The 23,944-nt window shown below is 52.4% G+C and carries 25 protein-coding genes, 1 tRNA gene and 2 riboswitches; of the genes, 12 read left to right on the top strand and 14 right to left on the bottom strand.

All coding sequences use genetic code 11. From position 1 onward, the window contains the following. Window positions 1–91: 91 nt before the first annotated feature. Both G5B47_RS24595 and G5B47_RS24590 read left to right on the top strand, forming a co-directional pair. Window positions 92–769: a DNA-3-methyladenine glycosylase gene (locus tag G5B47_RS24595; protein WP_165104060.1), complete on the top strand. Its 678-nt coding sequence runs from the start codon at window positions 92–94 to the stop codon at window positions 767–769. A gap of 208 nt (window positions 770–977) precedes the next feature. Further along, window positions 978–1,445: an AbrB/MazE/SpoVT family DNA-binding domain-containing protein gene (locus G5B47_RS24590; protein ID WP_165104026.1), complete on the top strand. Its 468-nt coding sequence runs from the start codon at window positions 978–980 to the stop codon at window positions 1,443–1,445. 128 nt (window positions 1,446–1,573) lie between these two features. Here the strand turns inward: G5B47_RS24590 and G5B47_RS24585 are convergent, their stop codons facing one another. Further along, complete coding sequence (locus G5B47_RS24585) at window positions 1,574–2,080, bottom strand: YwhD family protein (protein WP_165104025.1); 507 nt, start codon at window positions 2,078–2,080, stop codon at window positions 1,574–1,576. Between the two features lie 304 nt (window positions 2,081–2,384). Between G5B47_RS24585 and G5B47_RS24580 the strand changes: the two genes are divergently transcribed. The 6 genes from G5B47_RS24580 to G5B47_RS24555 all read left to right on the top strand — a co-directional run bounded on the left by G5B47_RS24580 (window position 2,385) and on the right by G5B47_RS24555 (window position 8,274). Further along, window positions 2,385–4,379, top strand: a complete 1,995-nt coding sequence (locus tag G5B47_RS24580; RefSeq protein ID WP_165104023.1) for a M1 family metallopeptidase — start codon at window positions 2,385–2,387, stop codon at window positions 4,377–4,379. 11 nt (window positions 4,380–4,390) lie between these two features. Continuing rightward, the gene (locus G5B47_RS24575; protein WP_165104021.1) at window positions 4,391–5,221 is read left to right on the top strand and encodes a hypothetical protein; all 831 of its coding nucleotides are present in this window, start codon (window positions 4,391–4,393) and stop codon (window positions 5,219–5,221) included. Between the two features lie 219 nt (window positions 5,222–5,440). Further along, window positions 5,441–5,582: riboswitch (cyclic di-AMP (ydaO/yuaA leader) on the top strand. Between the two features lie 20 nt (window positions 5,583–5,602). Further along, window positions 5,603–6,070: a C40 family peptidase gene (locus G5B47_RS24570; protein WP_165104058.1), complete on the top strand. Its 468-nt coding sequence runs from the start codon at window positions 5,603–5,605 to the stop codon at window positions 6,068–6,070. A gap of 341 nt (window positions 6,071–6,411) precedes the next feature. Then, window positions 6,412–6,555: riboswitch (cyclic di-AMP (ydaO/yuaA leader) on the top strand. 5 nt (window positions 6,556–6,560) lie between these two features. Next, window positions 6,561–7,052: a C40 family peptidase gene (locus tag G5B47_RS24565; RefSeq protein WP_407945245.1), complete on the top strand. Its 492-nt coding sequence runs from the start codon at window positions 6,561–6,563 to the stop codon at window positions 7,050–7,052. Between the two features lie 261 nt (window positions 7,053–7,313). Further along, window positions 7,314–7,814: a GNAT family N-acetyltransferase gene (locus G5B47_RS24560; protein WP_025332642.1), complete on the top strand. Its 501-nt coding sequence runs from the start codon at window positions 7,314–7,316 to the stop codon at window positions 7,812–7,814. A gap of 103 nt (window positions 7,815–7,917) precedes the next feature. Then, complete coding sequence (locus G5B47_RS24555; protein ID WP_165104019.1) at window positions 7,918–8,274, top strand: c-type cytochrome; 357 nt, start codon at window positions 7,918–7,920, stop codon at window positions 8,272–8,274. A 92-nt stretch (window positions 8,275–8,366) separates the two neighbouring features. On the opposite strand, the gene G5B47_RS24550 is transcribed toward G5B47_RS24555, so the two are convergent. Next, window positions 8,367–8,654, bottom strand: coding sequence for a 4a-hydroxytetrahydrobiopterin dehydratase (locus G5B47_RS24550; protein WP_165104017.1), 288 nt, complete (start codon window positions 8,652–8,654; stop codon window positions 8,367–8,369). Window positions 8,655–8,870: 216 nt separating this feature from the next. Next, the gene (locus G5B47_RS24545) at window positions 8,871–9,164 is read right to left on the bottom strand and encodes a hypothetical protein (RefSeq protein WP_165104015.1); all 294 of its coding nucleotides are present in this window, start codon (window positions 9,162–9,164) and stop codon (window positions 8,871–8,873) included. Window positions 9,165–9,363: 199 nt separating this feature from the next. Between G5B47_RS24545 and motA the strand changes: the two genes are divergently transcribed. Both motA and motB read left to right on the top strand, forming a co-directional pair. Beyond that, window positions 9,364–10,167: a flagellar motor stator protein MotA gene (motA, locus tag G5B47_RS24540; RefSeq protein WP_165104013.1), complete on the top strand. Its 804-nt coding sequence runs from the start codon at window positions 9,364–9,366 to the stop codon at window positions 10,165–10,167. Continuing rightward, window positions 10,151–10,954: a flagellar motor protein MotB gene (motB, locus tag G5B47_RS24535; protein ID WP_165104011.1), complete on the top strand. Its 804-nt coding sequence runs from the start codon at window positions 10,151–10,153 to the stop codon at window positions 10,952–10,954. Before motA ends, motB begins: the two co-directional genes overlap by 17 nt. A gap of 114 nt (window positions 10,955–11,068) precedes the next feature. Here motB and rluF read toward each other — a convergent pair whose 3' ends face one another. Then, on the bottom strand, window positions 11,069–11,770 hold the full coding sequence (gene rluF / locus G5B47_RS24530; RefSeq protein ID WP_165104009.1) for a 23S rRNA pseudouridine(2604) synthase RluF: 702 nt from the start codon (window positions 11,768–11,770) through the stop codon (window positions 11,069–11,071). A gap of 10 nt (window positions 11,771–11,780) precedes the next feature. Continuing rightward, entirely contained in the window at window positions 11,781–14,102 is a 2,322-nt protein-coding gene (locus G5B47_RS24525; RefSeq protein WP_165104007.1) for an ATP-binding protein, read from the bottom strand. A 320-nt stretch (window positions 14,103–14,422) separates the two neighbouring features. On the opposite strand from G5B47_RS24525, the gene tadA reads away from it, so the two are divergent. Further along, window positions 14,423–14,941, top strand: coding sequence for a tRNA adenosine(34) deaminase TadA (tadA, locus tag G5B47_RS24520; protein WP_268958538.1), 519 nt, complete (start codon window positions 14,423–14,425; stop codon window positions 14,939–14,941). A gap of 6 nt (window positions 14,942–14,947) precedes the next feature. Continuing rightward, window positions 14,948–15,526 (top strand): GNAT family N-acetyltransferase, encoded by a 579-nt coding sequence (locus tag G5B47_RS24515; protein WP_165104005.1) that lies wholly within the window; start codon window positions 14,948–14,950, stop codon window positions 15,524–15,526. 125 nt (window positions 15,527–15,651) lie between these two features. Here the strand turns inward: G5B47_RS24515 and G5B47_RS24510 are convergent, their stop codons facing one another. From G5B47_RS24510 to guaB, 9 genes are all read right to left on the bottom strand, one after another. After that, window positions 15,652–16,740, bottom strand: a complete 1,089-nt coding sequence (locus tag G5B47_RS24510) for a hypothetical protein (RefSeq protein ID WP_165104003.1) — start codon at window positions 16,738–16,740, stop codon at window positions 15,652–15,654. Between the two features lie 91 nt (window positions 16,741–16,831). Continuing rightward, window positions 16,832–16,984 (bottom strand): small acid-soluble spore protein P, encoded by a 153-nt coding sequence (locus tag G5B47_RS24505; RefSeq protein ID WP_025332631.1) that lies wholly within the window; start codon window positions 16,982–16,984, stop codon window positions 16,832–16,834. Between the two features lie 20 nt (window positions 16,985–17,004). Next, the gene (locus G5B47_RS24500) at window positions 17,005–17,346 is read right to left on the bottom strand and encodes a hypothetical protein (RefSeq protein WP_165104001.1); all 342 of its coding nucleotides are present in this window, start codon (window positions 17,344–17,346) and stop codon (window positions 17,005–17,007) included. A 169-nt stretch (window positions 17,347–17,515) separates the two neighbouring features. Next, a tRNA-Ser gene (locus tag G5B47_RS24495) sits at window positions 17,516–17,604 on the bottom strand. A gap of 65 nt (window positions 17,605–17,669) precedes the next feature. Further along, window positions 17,670–18,959 (bottom strand): serine--tRNA ligase, encoded by a 1,290-nt coding sequence (serS, locus tag G5B47_RS24490; RefSeq protein WP_165103999.1) that lies wholly within the window; start codon window positions 18,957–18,959, stop codon window positions 17,670–17,672. Between the two features lie 82 nt (window positions 18,960–19,041). Then, window positions 19,042–19,626: a pyridoxal 5'-phosphate synthase glutaminase subunit PdxT gene (pdxT, locus tag G5B47_RS24485; protein ID WP_165103997.1), complete on the bottom strand. Its 585-nt coding sequence runs from the start codon at window positions 19,624–19,626 to the stop codon at window positions 19,042–19,044. Between the two features lie 19 nt (window positions 19,627–19,645). After that, window positions 19,646–20,527 carry a pyridoxal 5'-phosphate synthase lyase subunit PdxS gene (pdxS, locus tag G5B47_RS24480; protein ID WP_025332627.1) on the bottom strand — a complete coding sequence of 294 codons (882 nt, stop codon included), beginning with the start codon at window positions 20,525–20,527 and terminating at the stop codon, window positions 19,646–19,648. A gap of 106 nt (window positions 20,528–20,633) precedes the next feature. Continuing rightward, window positions 20,634–22,049 (bottom strand): D-alanyl-D-alanine carboxypeptidase family protein, encoded by a 1,416-nt coding sequence (locus tag G5B47_RS24475; protein WP_165104053.1) that lies wholly within the window; start codon window positions 22,047–22,049, stop codon window positions 20,634–20,636. Between the two features lie 101 nt (window positions 22,050–22,150). Next, the gene (gene guaB, locus G5B47_RS24470; RefSeq protein WP_165104051.1) at window positions 22,151–23,608 is read right to left on the bottom strand and encodes an IMP dehydrogenase; all 1,458 of its coding nucleotides are present in this window, start codon (window positions 23,606–23,608) and stop codon (window positions 22,151–22,153) included. Window positions 23,609–23,944 lie beyond the last annotated feature (336 nt).

Below are 23,944 nucleotides of genomic sequence, written 5' to 3'. Positions count from 1 at the left end.
AAGGTCCGGTACGATAGGACCCATCAAGCCCAGCCGAAAGAACGGCTTCCACCTGTTTAGATAAGAGAGGTGACCTCTATACGTGGTACCTATGGACCCCAATGACTGCGGCAAGCCGGAAGGACGGTCCCTGTCCTCCCTCTTTGCCCTGCCCGCGCTTCATGCGGCGCCGCTGCTGCTAGGCCAGCATCTCGTCCGCCTCACGGTGGACGGGGAGATCCGCTGCCGGATTGTGGAGACCGAGAGCTACGGCGGAGCGGAAGACAAAGGCAGCCACGCCTATGGCGGAAGGCGGACGGACCGCACCGATGCCATGTTCCGCGCCGGAGGAACCGCTTATGTGTATCTGATCTACGGCATGCATCATTGCTTCAATATCGTGACCGCGGAGGAGAACAATCCTCACGCGGTACTGGTTCGTGCGGTGGAGCCTCTGTCTCCCCGGGATGCGCAGCTTATGGCCGCTAACCGGGGAACCGCTATCCGGAGGCCGTCCGACCTGTCCGGCGGACCTGGCAAGCTCTGCCGGGCGCTGCGGATTGACCGAAGCCTGAACGGGCTTCGTCTCGATCAGCCCGGCGGCCCGCTCCGGCTGGAAAGCGGCTACGATCCGCGCCGCCTTCCGATTGTCCGGGCTCCGCGCATTAACATCGCCTACGCGGAGGAATATGCGGCCCTTCCCTGGCGCTTCTATATCCGGGATAACCCGTATGTCTCGGTGCATGACAGCAAGGCCGAGCCTTTCGTCTGGCCAGTAGAGAACAACTAAGGCGTATCCCGATACCGAGATCGACCATCCCGGCGACCAGTTGGCGTTACCTGATGCTCGGGAGATGAGCTTTCCTTCGAATGGACCTTCTGCCCCTTTGGTGCAGGAGGTCTATTTTACGTACATGCTTTCCCCTTATCTTAAAATACATTTACTGTTATAATAATTAAATACAACCAAATCTGAAGATATAAATGAGGGACATGGGATGAAGGATACCGGCATGATCCGAAGTTTAGACAATCTTGGACGCATTGTGGTTCCCGTAGAAATCCGTATGACGCGAAATATCGACATAGGGGATCCTATCGAGTTTTTCATTTTGGACGATCACATTATTGTATTGCGGAAATATACTTCAACGGAATGCACCTTCTGCAGGAGTCTGGACAATGTCACCTATTTCAAGGATCAATTCATTTGTAGCCGCTGCCTTCAGGAGCTGACGAACCCCGGCCTGGAAGATCGTGAACCGGAGCCGGAGAAGGAGCAGCTTGAACCCACTTTCGAACGTATCGCAGGCAAAAAGAAGACGAAATCGGAAGAGCTCCGCGACCGCCTGGAGCAAACGATGCAGGAGCATCCGGCCGCCAATCAGAAGGAGCTTGCCCTGATGCTGGGCATCAGTCAGGCAAGAGTCAGTCAGCTTAAGCGAAAATTCGGCAACGGCCGGTAGAAGCAGCGGTCTCTCTGCTCTATATATAAAAGGCTTCGCCTCCTTATATTCTAAGGAAAGGCGAAGCCTTTTTTGCGTGTGGCATCGTTATTCTGTCCCGTCAAAGGTCCAGCTTGGCGCCGGATACTTCAGCCTTCGAGGGCTTGCTTCAGTTCATCGGGCGACGCGTTCCACCAATCCTCGTTATGCGAGATGAGCAGCGATTTCAGCGCCGCTTTCTCCCGCGCGCCGAGCCCATCGGTAATCACCCGCCGCTTAAGCGCATAATCCAGCTTGTTCACATGATCGGCAAGGATCTTCCAGCCGCGCTTCGCCTCGCTGTCGATCCACATCTCGCACGCGGTCAGCCCCGCGTAATGCCGGCCCTCCGGTGTGTGTTCAACGGCTACCCATACGACCCATACCTGTCTGCCATTCGGCACATCCTCGCGCTCCATGGAGAACTTGATCCCCTTCTCCACCTTGCTCTTGGCGTGCATGGCGCCAACGTCGATAACCGCTTCGTCTCCGTCGATGATTACGGGCGACACGTTGTTCAGATCGATCGAGCCCGCTCCGAATCCTTTATGTTTGCTTTTGGCGTTCACAATATTCAAAGCAATCTGCTTCTTGCCATCCGGCTGCTTGTTGTCCATGCCGCACTTCCTTCCCTAGTGTAATCATGTAATGATGGATAGGCTTCGCGCCTATGTTTTGCCTGTATCTCCTGGAAGAACCGTTAAACCGCCGGCAAAAGGACGGCACAGCCGTTTCTTCTTGAAATACAAGAATTTATAAGTTTCACGCTTATAAAAGACCTTGTATTTCTACGAGAAACGCACTTGCGTCTTGAAAGACGCCGTCAGGCGTTTCTTCTTGAATATTTTAATTTTAGCTAATAATACGGCGAATGCCAACATATACATCCCGTAGAAGCTTGTCAACGGGAGGAATTACAGTATGAAGCGACGATTCCGTACGACTTATCTCTTCGCCGCCCTGACCGCCCTCTGTCTGCTGGGCGGAGGAATATGGGCGCTATCCGGATCTTCCCCGGTCTCCCGCTATGCCGCTGCTCCGGAAACGGCCAAGTCCCCGGCCAGTCCCCGCCAGGAACAGGCAGGCAAACCCGCTATGCCCGTTCCTCCGGCCGCCAGCTCCGCCCCGGCTCTCAGCCGGAGAGTGGCGGAGTACCACATCAGCGTGCAGCTCGATCCGGGCACAAGCACCCTGACCGCCGCCGAGACGGTAACGTGGACCCATCCCGGCAAGAACCCGGTTAGCGATCTGTACTTCCACCTGTACCCGAATGCCTTTGCATCAGACAGCACGACCTTCATGAAAGAATCCGGCGGCAAGCTGCGCAGCGACACCATGCCCCAGGATGGGTTCGGATCGATAACGCTGACCGATGTGCGAACAACCGACGGCGTTTCCCTGATGCACCGGATGCAGTACGTCCAGCCCGACGACGGCAACCCGGATGACAAGACACTGATCAAGATCCATCTACCGCAGCCGGTGAACGGCGGAGAAAGCGTTACGGTTAAGCTGCGGTATGAAGTGCGTCTGCCGAAAATATTTGCCCGCATGGGGGAATCCGGAGATTTTGTCATGGCAGGGCAGTGGTTTCCGAAGCTGAGCGTCTACGAGCCCGCAGAGGCGCGGGGCAGGGGGGAAGAAGGCTGGAATTTGCACCAGTACCACGGCACCTCCGAATTTTACAGCGATTTCGGGATATACAGCGTGGCCATTTCCGTTCCCGCAAATTATACCGTGGGAGCAACCGGATTTCCCGTTAAGAGCCCCAGAATAGCAGAGGGACGAAAAATATATCAATTTTACGCCGATGACGTTCATGATTTCGCCTGGGCCGCTTCTCCCGACTTTGTCTATGCGGAAAAAGCCTACTCCTCGGCGAATGTGCCCGGTGTGCGAATCAAGCTGTATTTGGACCCCCTGCATAAAAATCTGGCAGAGCGCTATTTCCAAGCCGCCGAGGCCGCGCTCAACGTTTTCAGCAAATGGTATGGCCCCTATCCGTACACCACGCTGTCCATCGTTGTGCCGCCCAAGGCGGGAAACGGAGCGGGAGGCATGGAGTACCCCACCTTGATCACCGCCTTCGGCGCGGAGAGCGGCTCTGCCGATACTTCGCTGGAACGGACGGTGATTCATGAGATCGGGCATCAGTTCTTCTATGGAATGGTGGCCAGCAACGAGTTCGAGGAAGCCTGGCTGGACGAGAGCTTCACCTCCTACGCCGAGGACAGACTGATGCAGAAGGAATACGGAATCGCTCCCAACCTTCCGCTTCAGGCCAACTTCGTTACGAAGCCGATGCCGCTGACTCTGGATGCCTGGAAATATGGCAGCGCGAATGTCTACACCCAGAACGTCTATATACGCGGCAAGCTGGTGCTCAAAGATATCGAACGGCAGGTCGGCGCCAAGGCAATGGATACGATTATGTCCTCTTATGCCCGAAAATATCGTTTCCAGCACCCGGGTACCGCCGACTTCCAAAAAATCGTGGAGAAGGTGACTAAAAAATCGTGGCAGGATTACTTCGACCGTTACGTGTATGGCGGCGGCGCACCCGATTTCACCGTGGAAGACATCACCGTAGGCAAAAGCAAAAAAGGCGGCTACGAGTCGCTGACGACCGTCGCCAATAAGGGCAGCCTGTACACCGGCGTGAGCATAAAATTCACTTTTGCTAACGGCAGCACGCTGCACAAGATCTGGGACGGCGAGGGAGGAAAGGCCTCGTTCCGGCTCTCCTCCGCGGCTCCCCTCGTTTCAGCCGAGGTGGACCCGGGTCACGAAGTCCTGCTGGAGAACAAGCATATCAACAACTTCAGAAAAGCGGCTCTCCCCGCCGCCGCCGTATCCCGCTGGACGCTAAGCCTGACAAACGCAATCGAAACTGTGCTCGGCATTTTCGTCTGGTGAGGTGAAATGAAATGAGATCTTATATAACCCGCGGCTGGGGCAGCGTCAAGGAACAGCTGTATATTCTGATTCTGCTGTTTATCTACCGGCTGCTCTGGGGGTATTTTCTGTACCGCTTCGTAAGGTCCGCCGTCGTTCCCGCGCTTCTGCGGTACCCTTCCGAGAATGCCGGCGGCAGCGCGATAGGCAGGCTGCTGTATTATATCGACGCCCAATTCAGCCTGACTTCCGAGCCCGACGTGCGGCGCTGGCTGTGGACGCTGCTTGTTCTGGCGGGCGTGCGCCTGCTGGCGACGCCGTTCATACGAGCCGGACTCCTGCATGAGCTGCATCAGGAGAGCAGGGGCGAGCGCGGGCTGTTCTTTTTTCCCGGCATGAAAAAATACGGTCTGCCCGTCCTGCTCTTCAGCGCCGCTGAATGGGCCTTGTCCCTTCTTCCCCTATACTGGCTTCTCCCCGAGGGGCGCAGACTCATCCTGTCCTCCTACTGGGAGCCGGGGCTGCTCCTGAAGCTGCTGCCGTTCATTCTCGGATGGCTGCTCTACGTGTTTATCATTCGCCAGATTCTGCTGTATATGCAGTTCGGTTATACCGCTGGCGCCGGGCTATTCGCTTCCCTGCTGACGGCCCTGCGATGCTTCCTCCCCGCCGCGGCGCTGCGGATTCTGTTCAGACTCGCGGGACTGTTGATCTTCCTTATATGCGCGGTAACGGGGATCCTCTGCCCCGGACTGCTCGCTTTTCTCATCAGGCAGCTTGCGCCTCTCCCTTCCACCCTATTCGCTTTGTGGGGGCTGGCGGCGCAGTATCATCTATGGCGCGGCAAAACGAAGGTTTCCTAAATTTATATACCGAAGCAAGCAAAAAGAGTTCAAATTCCGTGACAGGAATCCGAACTCTTTTTTATTTTGATATTTTCCAACATTTCGTCCTCTGAAATAAATTTGCCAAACCGCAAATCCTCTGCTACAATGAGCCTTGTGCTAAGGTAACAAGTTTGTAATCATTTTAAACTATTTTGTTATTTTGTCGTATGATGATAAATCAAGTCGATTGTTCTGGTGCATAACTAGCCAAATTCCCGGGCACCGGGGAGCGGGGGAACCATTTTTTTGGGTGAATTGATCTTGTAACCAAAGAGGTCATAGGGAACCTTCAAACCGAATCCTTAAGCTAACCACGCAGGCATTGGAAGGAGAACATAAGCTTTGAAAGGTCAACATATCAAGAAAAAACTCGCAGCCGCTGCGCTGGGCCTTGTGATGGCTTTCACCTTGGGTACAGGAAGCGCTTTCGCAGATTCGAAAATGGACACGGTCATTGCAAAAACTTTGGGAACCTCATATAAAACCGGTGGAATGAGCACAGCCGGTTTCGATTGCTCCGGATTTACCAAATATGTATTCACCAAATTAGGACTTAACATTCCTCGTACATCCAAAGCGCAATTCAAAGTGGGAACCTCCGTATCGCGCAGCAAACTGCGATCGGGAGATCTTGTCTTCTTCAATACGCTCGGCAGCGGCGTTTCCCATGTCGGCATTTATGTCGGCAATGGCAAATTCGCGAACTCCTCTTCTTCGCGCGGCGTAACCATCAGCTCGCTTAACCAGTCCTACTGGGCCAACCGTTATGTCGGCGCCAAGCGTGTCATGAACACCAAAGCCTACCAGGCGGTGGCTTACGATTGATTATCCTGCCCGGAATATGATCCAGATCATCCGTTCCGGGTTCTTCCCTTTTTCCTGTATATAGTTTAGCTACACTTCATTCGGCGGCTTGAAACAGATTTTGCAAAAATCGGCGCTGAAAAATTTTTTTTAGCATAAAAACGCGATTTTTATCCAGGGATTTCAAGCGAATTCTGAAATGTAAGCGCTATAAAATCGAATTCTGCTATGTTAAAAGTGATTGCCAAGCAACAAAAGGTTTGTTACAATAAGCGCTATAAGTTTATAGTAACATTTTTGTAATGAATATTAACGTTTTGACGATAAATTTGTCATGATTTATAGGACATAATCCGAACACTATATCGTATGTGCCGAGTTCCCTAACCATTAGGGAAGCGGGGGAACCATCTTTGGGTGAATTGACCTCCTGTCCAATAGAGGGGTCATAGGGGACCTTCTACCGAATCCTTAAGCTAACCTCGCAGGCATTTGGAAGGAGTCAATCTTTTTGAAGAAGAAGTTGGCAGCAGCATTCCTCAGCTTTTCCATCGTTCTCACACTCGGAGCAGGCAGCGCCTTTGCGGATTCCAAAATGGATAAAGTGATTGACGACGCCATTGGAACCAAGTATGTATCCGGCGGCACGAGCACAAGCGGGTTCGATTGCTCCGGATTTACCATGTATGTATTCAATAAGATAGGCATTGATCTGCCGCATCAGTCGGGCTCCCAATTCAGAATGGGAGATGCGGTATCCCGCAGTGAACTGAGAGCAGGCGATCTTGTATTCTTTAACACCACGGGTAAAGGCGTTTCCCATGTCGGCATTTACGTCGGCTCCGGTAAATTCGCCCATGCTTCGTCTTCGAAGGGCGTTACCATTACTTCCCTGAACGACAGCTATTATGTCAATCGTTTTGTTGGCGCCAAACGGGTTATGGCCTCCAGTGCCTATCAATCCGCAGCCGTTGATTCCGTAGACAATGATGATGTGCAGTAAGAGTGACCGCAGAACCCCTGCCTGGCTCAGCCCCGGCGAGGGTTTTTGTTTTTTTATAAGAACTATTAAAGTTGTTACTTGTATAATACCCCCTCCTGGATTCGTCAAACACGCCATTTCCCCCCGGCCATAACTCCTGAAATCACCTGCGCTCCCATGCTCTCTTTCCGGGCTGCAAAGTTTTTGCGTCGAAATCGCCTTTTTTTGTATATAATTTAATATATAGGTTTCCCTTACCGGGGAGAGGAGGTCGCTGAACGAATGATTAGCTCCAACGTCATCTTCCATGTCGGGCCCATGACATCTGCGCATGCCAGAGACATCTGCGGTTGGCATTACAAGGCGCCCTACAATATTTACGGCTGGCTGTCCTGGGATCAAATGGAGGCACTCGGCATTGAGTTCGGGGACCCGCGGATTCGGAGGGAGCAGTATGTCTCGGTCTTGAACGAAGAGAACGAACTTTGCGGCTTCGCCCAGCTCTTTCCAATGGAAGGCACGGTGCGTCTTGGCATCGGCATGCGTCCCGATTTGTGCGGGCAAGGCCTCGGCCATTTGTTTGTCGGAGCGATTGTGAAGGAGGCGCTGAAGCGCTATCCCAGCCGGGAGATCGATCTTGAAGTTCTGACCTGGAATCAAAGAGCCATCCGGGCCTACCGCAAAAGCGGCTTTACGATCACCGACACTTACGAACGCCGGACGCCAAGCGGTGAAAAACCTTTTTACTGCATGGTCTATGATAAGTCCTTCCTTGAAAGCTAAGCCCCGCCGCCCATCGTTCAATTTTTTGACACAAACCCTATGATAACGCTTTACCATCCGTTATAATTAGAGGAGCAGCTTACACAGGGGAGGACGATTGGGGATGCAAAAGTGGATCATGAGCGGATTATTTTTCGCTGCCTGCGCCTTCGCGGTTATCCTGATGTTCACTCTGCCCGGAAAAGAGCAGGTCTCCGAGCAGAACAATGAGGCCATGCCAAGCGTTACAGCCGATCCCGCCAAAGCCGAAGCGACCGTAAAAGCCAACTGCATCACCTGCCATGGCGATCAGCTTCAGGGCGGAGTCGGACCGAATCTGCAGAAGATAGGCGGCGAGAAAACGGCCGAGCAGATTTACAGCATCGTGACCAAAGGACGGGGACAAATGCCATCCTTTAAGGATAAGCTGGCCCCCGAGGAGATTGCCCACGTCGCCATGTGGCTGTCCGAGCAAAAATAAGCGCCGAAACAACAATACGCCGCTGCGCGGAAGGCTTCATGCTTCCCGGCACAGGGGCGTATTTTTCATAACATTCTTCTCTTGTCGTCTATTTAACGGGTCTTCTCGAACGCCTCATTAAACTCATGGGCTTCACGCACGTCAAGCGCGGTAATGCCGCCCTCCTCGTTTGTCGTAAGCCGCAGAATGACCGTTTTATAATCGATTGTGATATGCGGATGATGGTCGAACGCCTCCGAGATGGCAGCCACCTCGTCCACGAATGCAATGCCCTTCATAAAATCGTTGAACATGTATTTGCGTACGATGGCCCCGCTGTCCAGCTTCCAGCCTTCCAGCCTGCCCACCTGCTCCTGCAGTTCTCCCTCAGTTAATAACACTTTATGTTTCCTCCTTAAAAAAGCAGCCGTTTAGGTTCCATTCGCCTTCCCGTTAAACAAAACATCCCTCAGGTCTTACGTCCAAGGGATGCGCCAGGAAAAACGCTTATTTTCGGTTTAATGTATTCTTGAATCCCGGCAAATATACCTCAGACACTACCAATTTTAACATGGAGGGAGGAATGCGGCAAATCCGGCGTTGCTGCTTCTTCCTGCCTAGATCAACGAAACCGATTCCAAATCTTCTTCACCGACCAAAATATTGATGCGATGCGCATCCTTGTCGTATATGACGACGCCGCTGCCAACCTGGATTACCGCCTCATTTCCGAGGGCATAGAATAGATCCTCCGCCAGCGCTTCCCATACTTCGAGCTTGGACTCACGGGGCAGCTCCTGCCATTCGTCCGGTTCCATTTCGAAAAAAAGATAACTGTCCGGTATACGCTCAACCGCTTTGGTCAGGTCTCGTAAAATATCTCCGTAATCTCTTCCATGCTTTACACCCACCGCTATCACTCCGCTTCATAAACAGATGAATACCCTTTCCTCATCCATTATAGCCTAAATGCCTTCACAAAAAAGGGCCGGCTGTCGATAAATAAGAATAGACATAGTTGTTCTCCGCTAGTAAGCCCGCCGCCCATTCAAGGATGATAGACGCGGCATTCGCGAGATCACTTTTAATACTCATGGACGAGGTGTACAAATGCAGATTTCTTCAATTATTGGCCTAGTGCTCGGTATAATTGCGGTGGTTTATGGCATGTATCTTAAGGGAGCGCCGCTCATCGCCCTCAAGAACCCCGCCGCCTTTACCATCATTCTCGTAGGTACCGCAGCATCGCTGTTCATGGCCTTCCCGATGTCGGAAATCAAAAATGTGCCGAAGCTGTTCAAAATTCTGTTTATCGGCGGGAAGAAGCTGATCGATAAGGGAGAGGTCATCACCATGTTCATGGAGTGGGCCTCCATTACCCGGCGCGAAGGCCTGTTGGCGCTTGAATCGAAGGTGGATGAGATTCAGGATGATTTCTTGCGGAGCGGCATGCGGATGATCATCGACGGCAACGACCAGGAGTTTGTCCGGGATGTGCTGCTTGAAGATATCCATGCAACCGAAGAGCGTCATAAATCCGGCGCGCTGATCTTCTCTCAGGCGGGTATGTACGCGCCGACACTCGGGGTGCTTGGAGCCGTTATCGGGCTGATCGCCGCCCTGGCGGACATGAGCGCGATGGAGAAGCTGGCACACGCTATCGGGGCGGCCTTTATCGCTACGCTGCTCGGTATTTTTACCGGTTATGTCCTTTGGCATCCAATGTCCAACAAGCTGAAGCGGCTGTCCAAGCAGGAAATCCAGATCCGGATGATGATGCTCGAGGGTCTTCTGTCCATCCAGTCCGGCGTATCCACCATTGCGATCAACCAGAAGCTCTCCGTGTTTCTGACCCCTGCAGAGCGCGCCAAGCTGAACCAGAAGGAAGGTGGCTCCGGTGAGCAAAAAGACTAGACACGAAGACCATGAGGAGCACGCCGACGAATCCTGGCTCCTTCCGTATTCCGACCTGATGACGCTGCTCGTCGCCCTGTTCCTGGTACTGTACGCGATGAGCGCGACGGATGCAAAGAAATTCGAGGAGATGGCGCAGGCATTCAGCTCTGCTCTCAACGGGGGTACGGGCGTGCTGGATAATACATCCATGGCGCCTACCAATAGCGATTTGGATTCAGGCAAATCCACAAAGTTGAACACGATCGCCGAAAAGAACACCACCGAGGCCGACCTCGCCAAGCTCCGTCAGAAGGAGCAGGAGGAACTGGAGAAGCTGAAGAAGCAGTTTGACCAGTATATCAAAAACAACGGCCTGACCAACCTGCTCAGCACGAAGCTGAACCAGTCGCAGCTGTTGATTACGATCAGCGACAACGCGCTGTTCGCCTCCGGCCAAGCTATCGTGAAGCCGGAATCCCGGCAGCTCGCCAGATCGATCTCGCAAATGCTGCAGCAGTTCCCCGATTACGAAGTGGTCGTGCAGGGGTATACCGACAACATTCCGATTTCCAACAGCGAATACTCCTCCAACTGGGATCTTAGCGCTAACCGGGCGCTGCAGTTCATGAAGATTCTGCTCGTGAATCCTTATCTGAATCCGGAGAAGTTCAGCGTCATTGGATACGGGGAATACCATCCGATTGCCGATAACTCAACCGCCGCCGGACGGGCGAAGAACCGCCGGGTCGAAGTGTCCATTCTCCGCAAATATCAGGATAATAAGACTACACTGCCCGCCAAATGACGGCAAGACCTTGTAACCTCTACTTTCTTTAAAATAAAAGAGCTGCTTTCGCTTCCCGTGCCGGGGCCGAAAACAGCTCTTTATTTATATTCCGCCTTGATTCGCTGGAGTCTTTTACTGAAGCTTGTACCTTAGCATTTCGCCCAGCTCCTTCTTCTCGGCCGGGGTAAGATCGCGCCACTTGCCTGCCGGAAGGTTTCCTAGGCGGATATTCATAATGCGAATGCGCTGCAGCCGCCGCACTTCATAGCCGAAGGCGCTGCACATCCGGCGGATCTGCCGGTTCTTGCCTTCGGTCAGAATAATCCGAAAGACCCGCTCCGCCATCCGGGTAACCTGGCAGGGCAGCGTCTTTTCTCCAAGAATCTTCACCCCGCTGGACATTCCGGTGATAAAGGAAGGCGTAATCGGACGGTCCACGGTAACGATGTACTCCTTCTCATGCCGGCCTTCGGCGCGAAGGATTTTGTTGACGATGTCCCCATCATTGGTGAGCAGGATCAGCCCTTCCGAGTCCTTGTCCAGCCGTCCGATTGGAAAAATCCGCTCATGATGTCCGACAAAATCGACAATATTGCCTTTAATGTGGCCCTCTGTCGTTGACGTAATCCCTACCGGCTTGTTAAGTGCGATATAAACGGTTTGGGACTCGCTTTCCAGCCTTTTCCCGTCTATCCGTACCTCGTCTCCCGCTTCAGCCTGGCTGCCGAGCACGGCCCGTTCGCCGTTAATGGTCACCCGGCCGTTTTCCACCAGCTTATCCGCCTCCCGCCGCGAGCAGTAGCCGGTCTCGCTGATAAACTTGTTAATTCTCATGCTGGTCTTGTCACTCCGTTTCTTTTTCCGCGCCAACTTCCGCGTTGGCAGTCTCCGCGCTCTCTTCGGCGGCCGGTAGCGCAATCGTTACCGAGGTCCCCCGGCCGACCTGACTTTCAATCTCCATTAATCCTTTATGCGCTTGAATAATCCGCTGGCAGATCATCAGGCCAAGTCCCGTTCCCGTCTCCTTGTTCGTAAAGAACGGCTGTCCAAGCTTCGGCAGCATCTCCGCCGGGATTCCTTCACCTTCATCCGTAATAACAATAACGATTGAATCCTCAAGACGCTTCTGTTCCAGCGTTAACGTTCCGCCTGCGGACATGGATTCAATCCCGTTCTTGATAATATTGATGAATACTTGCTTCAATTGGTTCTCTTCACAGTGTACCATCGCCGGGGTCGTTTCAAACCGGTCCTTGACCTCGATATTGTGCAAATGGGCCTGGCTGTCCAGCAGGGAGATCACATCATGCAGAATGTGGCGGACATCCTTTTGCTGAAACCGTACGGCCTGAGGCTTGGCCAAGATCAAAAATTCGCTGACAATGAGGTTGATCCGCTCCAGCTCGGAGAGCATCAAATCCACATGCAGGGGGACAACCGTCTGCTTTTCCTTTTGCAGCTGTAAAAAGCCCCGGAGCGTCGTAAGCGGATTCCGGATTTCATGCGCCACGCCCGCAGCGAGCTGGCCAACGGTGGTCAGCTTCTCGGATTGACGGAGCAGCTCCTCCATCCGGTTCCGCTCCGTCATATCGCGCGAGACATGCACGAAAGACAGCGGCTTGCCCTCTTCGTCCCGGATGACGGAGGTGCTGATGCTGACCTCGACGACCGAACTGTCCCTTTTCAGACGTACCGTCTCCGTCGGAGGCAGATGCGCTCCCCGAATCAGCCATTGAAGCCGGGTCCCCTCTTCTTTGGCCGCGGATTCCGGAACGAGATTTATGATCCTTCCAATAACCTCGCGTTCTTTCCAGCCGTACAGCTCTTCAAAAGCGCGGTTCACGCTGATGATTCTGCCGGTCATATCCGAAGTATGGATCGCATCGGAAGTACCGTTGATGACTGACTCCAGATGCTCTTTAACCTCGCGGTTCTCATCCAGTGTCTGCCTAAGACGGCTTGTGTGAAGGGCCAGATTCCGTGTCATGGCGTTGACGCGCAGCGCCAGCTGCCCGAGCTCGTCCCGGCTTCTGACTTCAAGCGGGGGCTCGAACCTGCCCCGGGAAACATCCTGCACCTTGGTGAGGATCGCCTGAATAGGCCGGATAATAAAGCCAGCCACAATGTAGCTTCCTACGAGGAACACGGCAAGCAGCACCAGGGAAATCCGGATGTTGTTCCACAGTTGATCCCGGATAACCGACGTAATGACCGAGTAATCGATCACCACGCTGATCACATAGGCGCCCGAATCGGGCAGAGTCACGGGAATAAAGCTCTTCAGTACCCTGACCCCGCGCGCCGTCGTGTCCAACATGACCGGCTCTTTTTTAACCAGCGCTTCTTTCACCGCCCATTTATCCCGCTCCAGGTCTCCGAACCGGTAGGTTCCGTACATGATCGGCCGGTTGCGCAGCTTGACATTCACGCTGTCGGTTCCATCCGGAGCCATAGTGGATGAACCGAATGTGGAGGGATTGATGCCCGTGATCTCCAAAATATCAGGGTTGACCTCCATCGTCTGCTTCACAATCTCTTCCGGACTCATAATTCTTACATAATTGCTAATCGACGTGCTGCGAATATACGGATCAATAATATAATTGCTTCGCCCGTCATAGTAATAGCCCCACTTCTCGATATACTCGGGATTGGAGGAGGAATACTCAAAGGGACCAGACCAAAAATGATCCATGCGCTGCCCTTTGGTTACCGATACATCCCGTCCTTCGAACAGATCGACAAAAGCCGTGTACCAGAATCCCCAGCCTTTGGTCGGCAAGCCCAGTTCTTTGGGATCGGAGGACTTCTTCACCACAATATCGTCCTCGGTCCTGACCAGCAGTGATATGTTGGAGACTCCTACTTTTGCGGCTAGCGCCTTCAACTCAGCGTTGCTTACGTTCGCTATATCGGGGCTCAGTTCATTCGATATCAAAATAGCGGCCATCCGCAAATTTTGCGCGATCAGTTGTTCCGCATAATTGGAGCTGTAATTGCTCTGTTCTACGGAAACGGCAATCTGACTAGCCGCCGTCTTCATGTTTCTCTCGGTCTCGTTCCACAGATTATTACGGGTCGCATAGGTGTTAAGAGTTAAATTCAGTGCCAGAATAAGCAATACGGAGCCGAATATAATTGCAGAAAGCTTCGTTTTTATAGACAAGCTAATTTTTCACCTCTTGGACGGCTGGCCGTTCCTGTCGTTCTCAATAATAATCATACCGTTTGCCCTTCCATTTGAAAAGCGTTTAACCGCATTTATATGAAGCATTCCGGCGGCTTGTCATTGAAAATCAATGGGCACTTCTCTACAATAGGATAGAAAAGAGTCCACAGGTTATACACATACGAACAGAATCAACACCCCGTATGTGTATAATATTGTGGATAACGACCAGGTTTTCCACAGAGTTATGCACAACTTGTTAAGAACGAATACTCGTTCGCAGAACAATCCGGCCCGGAGCGGAAAGGAAGAATCTTTTGGACAACTGGGATAATGAGACAAGCCCTGGGCGGCGGGAAGAACATGAGCGGTGGATGGCCGAAGCCATCGCAGAAGCGCAAAAAGCGGAAGCGCTGGGCGAGGTTCCTATAGGTGCGGTTATCGTCAGGAACGGCGAGATTATCGGCAGAGGGTACAACCTGCGTGAAACGACGATGGATTCCACGGCCCATGCGGAAATGGTGGCCATTCGCGAAGCAAGCGCCGCGATGAACTCCTGGCGCCTGCTGGAATGCACGTTATACGTCACACTTGAGCCGTGTCCGATGTGCGCGGGAGCCATCGTGCAGTCCAGAGTTCCGCTTACGGTGTACGGCACGCCTGATCCGAAAGCGGGCTGCGCCGGGACACTGATGAATTTGCTGGAGGAACCGCGGTTCAATCACCGGACCGAAGTCCTATCCGGCATTATGCAGGCGGAATGCGCCGGACTCTTGACCTCTTTCTTCCGGCGGCTTCGGCAGGAGCGCCTGCAGAAAAAAGCCAGGGAGGAATAGACGGTAATGTCATTCATTCTAACGAATCAATCAGCCGGCATTTATCTGGCCCCCATCCGGTCTCAGAATGCGGAAGCCCTGCTGGATTTGCGCCTGCGCAACCGCATTGTCCACAGCCGGTACGAGCCTAAGCGAGACGAAGAATTTTTTACTCTGAAAAGCCAGAAGCAGCTCATTCTTGAGCGAATGAAGGATGAGGAGCAGGACCGGGCGTACATGTTCGGAATTTTTTCCTCCGAAGAGGAGTATTTGATCGGACAGATTACCATCAGCAATATTGTACGCGGGGTGGGGCAGTTCGCCGATCTCGGCTATTTTATCGACTATGAGCATCAAGGGCGGGGCTATATGACGAGCGCTGTCGGCCTTGCCGCGGAATATGCCTTTCAGGCGTTGGGTCTGCACCGGCTGCAAGCCGCCATCCTCCTGCACAATGACGCTTCCAGAAGGGTCTTGGAGAAGAACGGGTTCCAGGCGGAAGGCATCGCACGCCGCTTTATTAAAATTGACGGACAATGGCAGGATCACCGGACTTATGCCCTTTTGGCCGACGAGGTTTCCTCTGAGGGAAATCCGCCCATGTAACCCTATCGCACCCAGCCGCTGCAAAATGATTAGTAAAAACCCCGCTATAAGCGTATGAGCGCTTAAGCGGGGTTTTTCGCTGGGGCAGACTCTTTTGTTAAGAGCCTGTATTCGATTCTTCCTGGTTAATAGGAACCAAGCGAGCCAAACTGCTGCTGCAGCTCTTCCTCGGTAATGACGTCACTGCCTTGGGGGATACCGATTTTGAATGCCGGTTTTTCATTAATCTTGCTGTATTGATTGCTGCCGGTCAGCGACAATCCCACTTTGGTCCCGTCATCCGGATTGGTAACCTTGATATCGAGCGCCAAATCCTGATAGACCGGGAACTCGTCTTTGTTGATCGCAGTGTTGAAGCGGAACTGATTTACGGTCAGATACTGATCCAGCTTCGCCAGAGTTTTGTCGAACTCCGCCTTCTTCTCGCTGTTCTGCAAATCCGCCTTCGCTTCGTCTAGCTGCTTCTGGTCGATCTGGAGCAAATTCTTGTACTCTTCCTTGGACAGAATATCCAAAATTTTCGGAAGCGCATTGTTGACAAAGATCGTGACGGCTTCTTTAACATTCTCATTGGCGATCTGGAATTGAACCACCTGCTTGGCGTCTACGCCCTCCGGCAGATTCGCATCTTTGGGATCAATGTTCTTAAAATACTTGCTCTCGTCATATTCGGCCAGCAGCGTACCCAGCACCTCATTGGACAGCTTCTGGGTCTTCTGCGTATCCAGCATGCCCGGATTAAACTCAGTGCCTTCCTGTTCCGCAAGCTTCTTCAGGTCAAGCATCACGAACTTGCCTACGACATTTTCCGGAATAGGGAGGAACGGAATGCTCGGAATCTTAACATACAGCTTCTCCGTCGTCATCACCATCGGAACGGAAAAGCTCATTGTCATATCGCCTTTCAAATTCAGCACCAGTGTCATTTCCGTCTGCATCGGATCGGCTTGATACACACCATCAATCGAAATGTCCGCGTTCTTGAGCATGCTCAGCACCTGTGTCGTCATCGCAGAGGATTGTTCGCTTGGCGCATCAATCGTCAGGTTGTTGATAACGAACTTGCTCTTCATTTCATAAGAAGTCATGGCAGCCGCTTTGCTTGCCGCACCCTGCAGCGCTTCCTTCGGAGCTTGCTTGGTTCCGCACCCCGGCAGGATTACGGCTGTCGCGAGCAGCAATGCTGCTGTGGAAATTCCCCACTTTTTAAACATTTTTTCTCTCCTCTCCCAATTAAAGAACTATCTTCCCCCCATCTTATGATAAACGATTTGCTTCCCCAGATAAACCATTTCCAATAAAATGTTATCCTTGCGGATTGTTATGGCTGACATGATTCGCCTGCTTTACCTTCTTGGAGCCGGAAAGCGGCTCCGGACCGTCACTGTTATGACGCGTCTTCATTTCGTCTATCGCGGGCTGTGTTCCGGGAACCTGAATGGTCTTCGGTTTGCTCATGTTCTCGTCCTCCTTTAAAATTAGGGATTGGTCAGATCCTTAAGGTCCTGAGCGCACTCGTGGATCTGCCGTGTATACCGCTGCGCCAGCTGCTGTACGGCGTCGGTTCGTTCATCGGTATGCAATCCGGCCTGCTCGACATCGAGAAGGTCTACCGTGACCTCCCGGCTGTCTACGTACGTGCAGCGAAAATCCAGAGAGTAGTTCTGACGTCCCGCCGCGTTAAAATGAATAAGCAGGCTCTTCCGGTCGGCTCCGTCGGGCTGTACGGAATAGCTGTCTCCATCATCCATAAATGAGGGAAGACGTTCCTGCCAAGCGGATACGAGCTGCTGCTGGTCCAGCTGTAATTGTTGTTCCATAAATGTGATCAGCCTCCTTCTCTAATACATTGCGGAGAAAGCGGGGTTTTTATTCTCTGCTTCCTGTCCACCTCGCATCCTTTGAAAAGGGGCCTTAAGTGAATGCTAAAAAGCCGTTCCCCGAGGGAAACGGCTTATGCTCTCATATACATATTCAAGATAAAAGATATGGCGGAGAGGATGGGATTCGAACCCATGTGGGCTTGCACCCTAACGGTTTTCAAGACCGCCCCGTTATGACCGCTTCGGTACCTCTCCATATGCAGCAAATATCACATGCATTAGAGATTGTACCATATGAGACGGTGCCGAAGCAACTCCATTTACTGGTTCGTCTTTGGCCGTATCGCCTTCACGTTGCCCATATAAGGCTGAAGACGTTCCGGAATAAGCACACTGCCGTCCTCCTGCTGATAATTCTCCAGAATAGCAGCTACCGTGCGTCCTACCGCCAAAGCCGAGCCATTGAGCGTATGCACGAATTCCGGTTTGGCCTTCGGTTCCTTACGGAAACGAATGTTGGCCCGCCGTGCCTGGAAGTCCTCGGTGTTCGAGCAGGACGAAATTTCGCGGTACATGCCGCTTTCCGGCAGCCACACTTCGAGATCATAGGTTTTGGCTGCGGTAAAGCCCATATCGCCTGTACAGAGCGCCAGCACGCGGTAAGGCAGCTCAAGCAGCTGCAGTACGCTTTCGGCGTCTGCTGTCATTTTCTCAAGCTCTTCATAAGAGGTTTCCGGCGATGTCAGCTTGACCAGCTCGACCTTGTTGAATTGATGCTGGCGGATCAGCCCGCGGGTATCCCGTCCGGCCGAACCAGCTTCCGATCGGAAGCAGGAGCTGTAAGCGACAAAATATTTCGGCAAATCGGAAGCGTTCAAAATTTCTTCTCGGTAATAGTTCGTTACCGGCACTTCGGCCGTCGGAATCAGGTAATACTCCGTGTCGCGCAGCTTGAACAGGTCCTCTTCGAATTTGGGAAGCTGTCCTGTGCCATACAGACTGTCTTTATTGACGATATATGGCGGCAGCATTTCTTCGTATTGATGCTCCCCGCTGTGCAGATCCATCATAAAGTTGATTACCGCGCGCTCCAGGCGGGCGCCAAGACCTTTATAAAAGACAAAACGCGAACCCGTTACCTTAGCGGCGGCTTCAAAGTCGAGGATATCCAGATTTTGCGCCAGCTCCCAATGGGACTTCGGTGTAAAGCTGAATTCACGCGGCTGAGACCAGCGGCGCACTTCGACATTCTCTTCCTCGGATTTGCCGACCGGCACCGATTCGTGGGGTATGTTCGGAATGCTCAGCATCAGCTCGGAAATTTGATTTTCCAGCTCCCGCACTTCATCGTCCAGCTCTTTGATCCGGTCCGATACGTTCCGCATTTCGGCAATCAGCTCGTCGGCCGGCTCGCCGTTCTTCTTTTTCCTGGCGACCTCGCCCGAGACGGTGTTGCGGCGGTTCTTCAAGCTTTCCGTCTCTTGCAGCAGTTCACGGCGGCGAAGATCCAGCGCCGGAAATCCGGAGATCAAATCCTGCGATTTGCCGCGTTTGTCGAGCGCCTCCTCTACCTTGGCATAATCGGTGCGCAATATTTTAACATCTAACACGACATTTCCCTCCTGAAACAGCCCTAACTCTTCCAAATAGCCGGTGAAGGCTTTGAAAGAGTCAGGATGTTTAAATATGCGGTTACTGTTCGGTTGACCCGGCAGCCTGCACCATATCCGCAAAGTACTGATGCAGCCGGTAATCATCCGTTAATTCCGGGTGAAAAGAAGACACAAGCAGGTTGCCTTCGCGCGCGGTTACAATCTCGTCGTTATAGACGGACAGCACCTCGACGTTCGGGCCGACTTTCTCAATGAGCGGAGCCCGGATAAATACGGCACGGACCGGTTCATCGATTCCTTTGACATCCAGATCGCATTCAAAGCTCTCCCGCTGTCTTCCAAAGGCATTCCGCTGAACGGTAATGTCCATCAGCTCCAGATGCGCCGATTCACCGCCCACAATTTCCTTCGCCAGCACAATAAGTCCGGCACATGTCCCGAAGACCGGCTTGCCTTGGCCCGCGAACTCGCGAATGGCATCGATGAAGCCGTACTTGTGCATCAGCTTGCCGATCGTCGTGCTCTCGCCTCCGGGAATGATTAGCCCTTCCACTTCATCCAGCTGCTCTACCCGCTTGATCGGCGTTCCTTCGGCACCTGTCTTGCCGATGCTCACAATATGTTCTGTTACGGCGCCCTGAAGCGCCAGTACACCAATCTTCATTTCAAAACCCTTCTCTCTATTACCAGCCGCGCTCGGACATCCGCTCGGCAGCGCTCAGAGTTGCAATATCAATGCCTTTCATCGCTGCCCCAAGGTTCTTGGATACTTCAGCGATCAGCTTGTAATCCGTGTAATGGGTCGTCGCCTCAACAATCGCACGGGCGAATTTCTCCGGGTTGTCCGATTTGAAAATACCGGAGCCTACGAATACGCCATCCGCTCCCAGGTGCATCATCAGCGCGGCATCAGCCGGTGTAGCTACGCCGCCTGCAGCGAAGTTAACGACAGGCAGCTTGCCGAGCTCATGAACTTCAAGCAGCAGGTCGTAAGACACGCCAAGATTTTTGGCTTCAGCATACAGCTCGTCCTTCGACAAATTTTGAACCTTGCGGATTTGGCTGTTGATATAGCGCATATGACGAACCGCTTCTACGATGTTGCCGGTTCCCGGCTCACCTTTGGTGCGGATCATGGACGCGCCTTCGCTGATGCGGCGCAGAGCTTCTCCCAGATCCTTCGCTCCGCACACGAAAGGCACGGTGAATTCACGTTTATCGATATGGAACACTTCATCCGCCGGCGTTAGCACTTCACTTTCGTCCAGGTAGTCGACACCCAGGGATTCCAGTACTTTCGCTTCTACATAATGGCCGATACGGGCTTTTGCCATAACGGGGATGCTTACGACCTTGATTACCTCTTCCACGATGGTAGGGTCGGCCATACGGGCCACGCCGCCTGCCGCACGAATGTCGGATGGCACACGCTCCAGAGCCATAACGGCTACAGCGCCTGCGGCTTCGGCAATTTTAGCCTGTTCCGCATTCATGACGTCCATGATGACGCCGCCTTTCTGCATTTCTGCCATACCCCTTTTAACTCGCGATGTTCCTGTTTCCATCTCTTCAAGCCTCCCGATAATCTATCTTAATCTAACTTTTTATTTTACCGCATGGCGGCTAAATATACAAGCCATTTACTCGGAATTAAGTCGTTATTCTTAAAATTTAGAATAAATTCTTGATTCCCGAAAAAATGTCGCTAAAGAAACTCCCAATCGCCCGGAAGAGAAGCTTGAACCAGCCGGCTTTCTCCGCTTCTTCGGATGTGATGAGATTGACTGTCTTCTGCTGGGTCCCTATTCCGTCCACCTTATACGTATAGGTGACCTTTCCGACTTTCGTGCCTTGCTTGATCGGCGCAACCAGCGTCGATGCATCGTTAACCTGGACGGTTGACGTAATTTGCGGAGAGGCTGTCCCCTTCGGAACGACAAAAGTCGCGCCTGCGTCGGTTACCACCGGCACTGTGCTCTTCTTGCCTTTCTCAATCGGAACCGTCTCGTGTCCGGCAATCACAGCTTTGGCCGCAACGACCTGCTTGACTTCAAAATTGTTAAATCCAAAATCAAGCACCTTCTTCGTCTCCGTGAAGCGGTGGGCTTCGGAGTTGGCTCCCATAACCACGCTAATCAGGCGTATGCCGTCGCGCACAGCAGTGCCCGTAAAGCAGTTGCCCGCGCTGGAGGTATGTCCCGTCTTCAGGCCGTCCAGGCCGGGATAGGCGTACGCTTTAAAGTTAGGGATATTTTGGTTCGCTTCCAGCATCCAGTTATAGTTTACCATAGGTGCCGAATCCCGTTCGCGGAATTTATACGATTGAATGGTCGTATATTTCGAGAAGTCAGGATGATCGGTAACAATATGCTGGGCAAGAATCGCCGCATCCATTGCCGACATTACCGTTTCCTTATCCGTATCCGGACGGAACTTGGCAGGCATATCTTCACGGCTGAGCCCGGTAGAGTTGACAAAATACGCTGTCTTCATCCCCATCTTCTGGGCGGTCTCGTTCATCAGCTTGACGAATTCCTGTTCCGAACCGGAAAGCGTCTCGGCCAGCGCGACGGTAGCATCATTGGCTGAGCCAACCGCCATGGCTATGTACAGTTCTTCAATGGTATGTTGATCTCCCGCGGCCAAAAAAATACGCGAGCCAATCTGCTCGGCGGCATTTTCACCAACGGTTACTTTCTGATCCCAGGACAGCTTGCCATTCTTGACGGCGTCGGCAACGAGATATTCCGTCATCATCTTCGTCATACTGGCTGGAGGAAGCGGCACATCCGCATTCAGCGACAGAAGGACTTGTCCGGTCGTCGGCTCAAGCAGCACGGCCGATCTCAGATTCAAACCAAGCGATTGAACCGAAGGAATGGTTACGGGGGTTCCCGCCGCAGCCGGTGCCGCGGATGTATTCGCCGTTGCCGGGACCGGCGTCTGAACGCTTTCTGCCAACGCCGGAATAGGGGATAACACAAGCATATTTAAAAGCAGACCCGCTGTTGCTGTCTTCACTGCCATTTGCTTCACACTGGATTTACGCTTGAACTTCAATGGATTTAAACTCTCCCTTTTAAACATCATCTAGAATTGCTTGTTCTATTCTAACACAGGGGTACAATCAAAAAAAGACAGACAGGGCGAAATTCGTCCTATCTGTCCGTATTTTCAATAATGTTCTCTTATAGGGAATAGTTGGGCGCTTCCTTCGTAATTTGCACATCATGCGGATGACTTTCGCGAAGCCCCGCTCCGGTAATCCGGATGAAGGAGGTTTCTTCGCGCAGTCCCTTCAACGTCTCCGTACCGCAGTATCCCATACCGGAGCGCAATCCGCCGATCAGCTGATGCACCGTATCGGACAGCGGGCCTTTAAATGCTACACGGCCTTCAATACCTTCCGGAACAAGCTTCTTATCGTCGTCCTGGAAGTAGCGATCCTTACTGCCCTGCTTCATGGCGCTCATGCTGCCCATGCCGCGGTATACCTTGAATTTGCGTCCTTGATAAATTTCGGATTCTCCCGGGCTCTCTTCCGTGCCTGCGAACAGGCTTCCCAGCATGACGGCAGACGCGCCGGCTGCAATTGCTTTGGTAATATCTCCGGAGTATTTAATGCCCCCGTCCGCGATAATCGGCACTCCGTATTCACGCGCTACAGAGGCGCAATCATAAATAGCCGTAATCTGCGGTACGCCGATACCTGCAATGACACGGGTTGTACAGATCGAGCCTGGACCAATGCCGACCTTGACGATCGAAGCCCCAGCTTCGATCAGATCGCGTGTAGCCTCGCCGGTAGCCACATTTCCCGCTATAATCGTCAAATCCGGGTACAGCTCACGAACCTTGCGGACCGCATCGAGGATATTGATGTGATGCCCATGGGCCGAATCGACAACAATCAGGTCAACTCCGGCCTTAACCAGCGCTTCTACCCGGTCAAAGGTATCTTTGGAAATACCGACAGCGGCTCCCACCAGAAGACGTCCTTGAGCGTCTTTGGCGCCGTTAGGGAACTGAATCGCCTTTTCAATATCTTTTATGGTAATGAGTCCTTTTAAAATGTAGTTATCGTCTACAAGCGGAAGCTTCTCGATCTTATGGCGCTGCAGCAAAACCTCAGCTTCGGCCAGAGTCGTGCCAACAGGGGCGGTGACCAGATTTTCCTTCGTCATGACTTCGCTGATCGGAATATCAAAATCGTGGATAAACCGCAAATCGCGGTTCGTAATAATCCCTACCAGTCTATTGTTCTCATCTACAACCGGCACACCGGAAATACGATATTTGCCCATCAGACGCTCAGCGTCGGAAACCATATGTGCCGGGGTAAGCGAAAAAGGATTGGTAATAACGCCGCTCTCAGAGCGCTTTACCCGGTCCACTTCTTCCGCTTGCTGCTCAACAGACATGTTCTTGTGGATAATGCCAACGCCGCCCTCGCGCGCCATTGCAATCGCCATAGCCGCCTCGGTTACGGTATCCATACCGGCGCTAATCAGCGGAATATTCAGTTTCACATTCTTGCTGAGCTCAGTGGACAAATCCACTTCCTTAGGCAGCACTTCCGATTTACGCGGCACCAGCAATACGTCGTCAAAAGTCAATCCCTCTTTACCAAACTTATCTTCCCACACCTGGGTCATTCCTCCTTGTATTCTTTGTTCTCACGGCCCGCGAACTTTATAAAAAGAACAACCTTCGTCTCAAGTCCATCCACGGAGGACAGATATATTGAACAGAAAGTACACTGGTTCTAATCGTCAAGTAAGTTGGAGCGGCATGTCCAAAAATATATTATTGCCATCTTAGCAAAGGCCTTTTGTACTGTCAAGAACATTACATGAGAAGGGATTTCTTTGAAAAAATCGGCATAACCGCAAACCAAATCCCGGTAATTTGTCCATCATCAGCGTACAGTTGTATCCAATACAGTTAAAAAGTTAGGATTGGCCCTAGCCAAATAAAATATA

Origin of the sequence: Paenibacillus apii, from assembly GCF_011043685.1 — a bacterium.
Classification (GTDB): domain Bacteria; phylum Bacillota; class Bacilli; order Paenibacillales; family Paenibacillaceae; genus Paenibacillus_AQ; species Paenibacillus_AQ sabinae.
Note: the sequence above shows the minus strand (reverse complement) of the source record. Positions and strands in the feature narration are given on the sequence as shown.

Coding starts and splice junctions, on each gene's coding strand:
- G5B47_RS24555 (WP_165104019.1), top strand. CDS start 7,918: ATGCAAAAGTGGATCATGAGCGGATTATTTTTCGCTGCCTGCGCCTTC.
- G5B47_RS24510 (WP_165104003.1), bottom strand. CDS start 16,740: ATGTTTAAAAAGTGGGGAATTTCCACAGCAGCATTGCTGCTCGCGACA.
- G5B47_RS24590 (WP_165104026.1), top strand. CDS start 978: ATGAAGGATACCGGCATGATCCGAAGTTTAGACAATCTTGGACGCATT.
- G5B47_RS24580 (WP_165104023.1), top strand. CDS start 2,385: ATGAAGCGACGATTCCGTACGACTTATCTCTTCGCCGCCCTGACCGCC.
- G5B47_RS24475 (WP_165104053.1), bottom strand. CDS start 22,049: ATGTTTAAAAGGGAGAGTTTAAATCCATTGAAGTTCAAGCGTAAATCC.
- G5B47_RS24505 (WP_025332631.1), bottom strand. CDS start 16,984: ATGAGCAAACCGAAGACCATTCAGGTTCCCGGAACACAGCCCGCGATA.
- G5B47_RS24500 (WP_165104001.1), bottom strand. CDS start 17,346: ATGGAACAACAATTACAGCTGGACCAGCAGCAGCTCGTATCCGCTTGG.
- motA (WP_165104013.1), top strand. CDS start 9,364: ATGCAGATTTCTTCAATTATTGGCCTAGTGCTCGGTATAATTGCGGTG.
- G5B47_RS24515 (WP_165104005.1), top strand. CDS start 14,948: ATGTCATTCATTCTAACGAATCAATCAGCCGGCATTTATCTGGCCCCC.
- pdxT (WP_165103997.1), bottom strand. CDS start 19,626: ATGAAGATTGGTGTACTGGCGCTTCAGGGCGCCGTAACAGAACATATT.
- rluF (WP_165104009.1), bottom strand. CDS start 11,770: ATGAGAATTAACAAGTTTATCAGCGAGACCGGCTACTGCTCGCGGCGG.
- G5B47_RS24595 (WP_165104060.1), top strand. CDS start 92: ATGGACCCCAATGACTGCGGCAAGCCGGAAGGACGGTCCCTGTCCTCC.
- G5B47_RS24575 (WP_165104021.1), top strand. CDS start 4,391: ATGAGATCTTATATAACCCGCGGCTGGGGCAGCGTCAAGGAACAGCTG.
- G5B47_RS24585 (WP_165104025.1), bottom strand. CDS start 2,080: ATGGACAACAAGCAGCCGGATGGCAAGAAGCAGATTGCTTTGAATATT.
- pdxS (WP_025332627.1), bottom strand. CDS start 20,527: ATGGAAACAGGAACATCGCGAGTTAAAAGGGGTATGGCAGAAATGCAG.
- G5B47_RS24560 (WP_025332642.1), top strand. CDS start 7,314: ATGATTAGCTCCAACGTCATCTTCCATGTCGGGCCCATGACATCTGCG.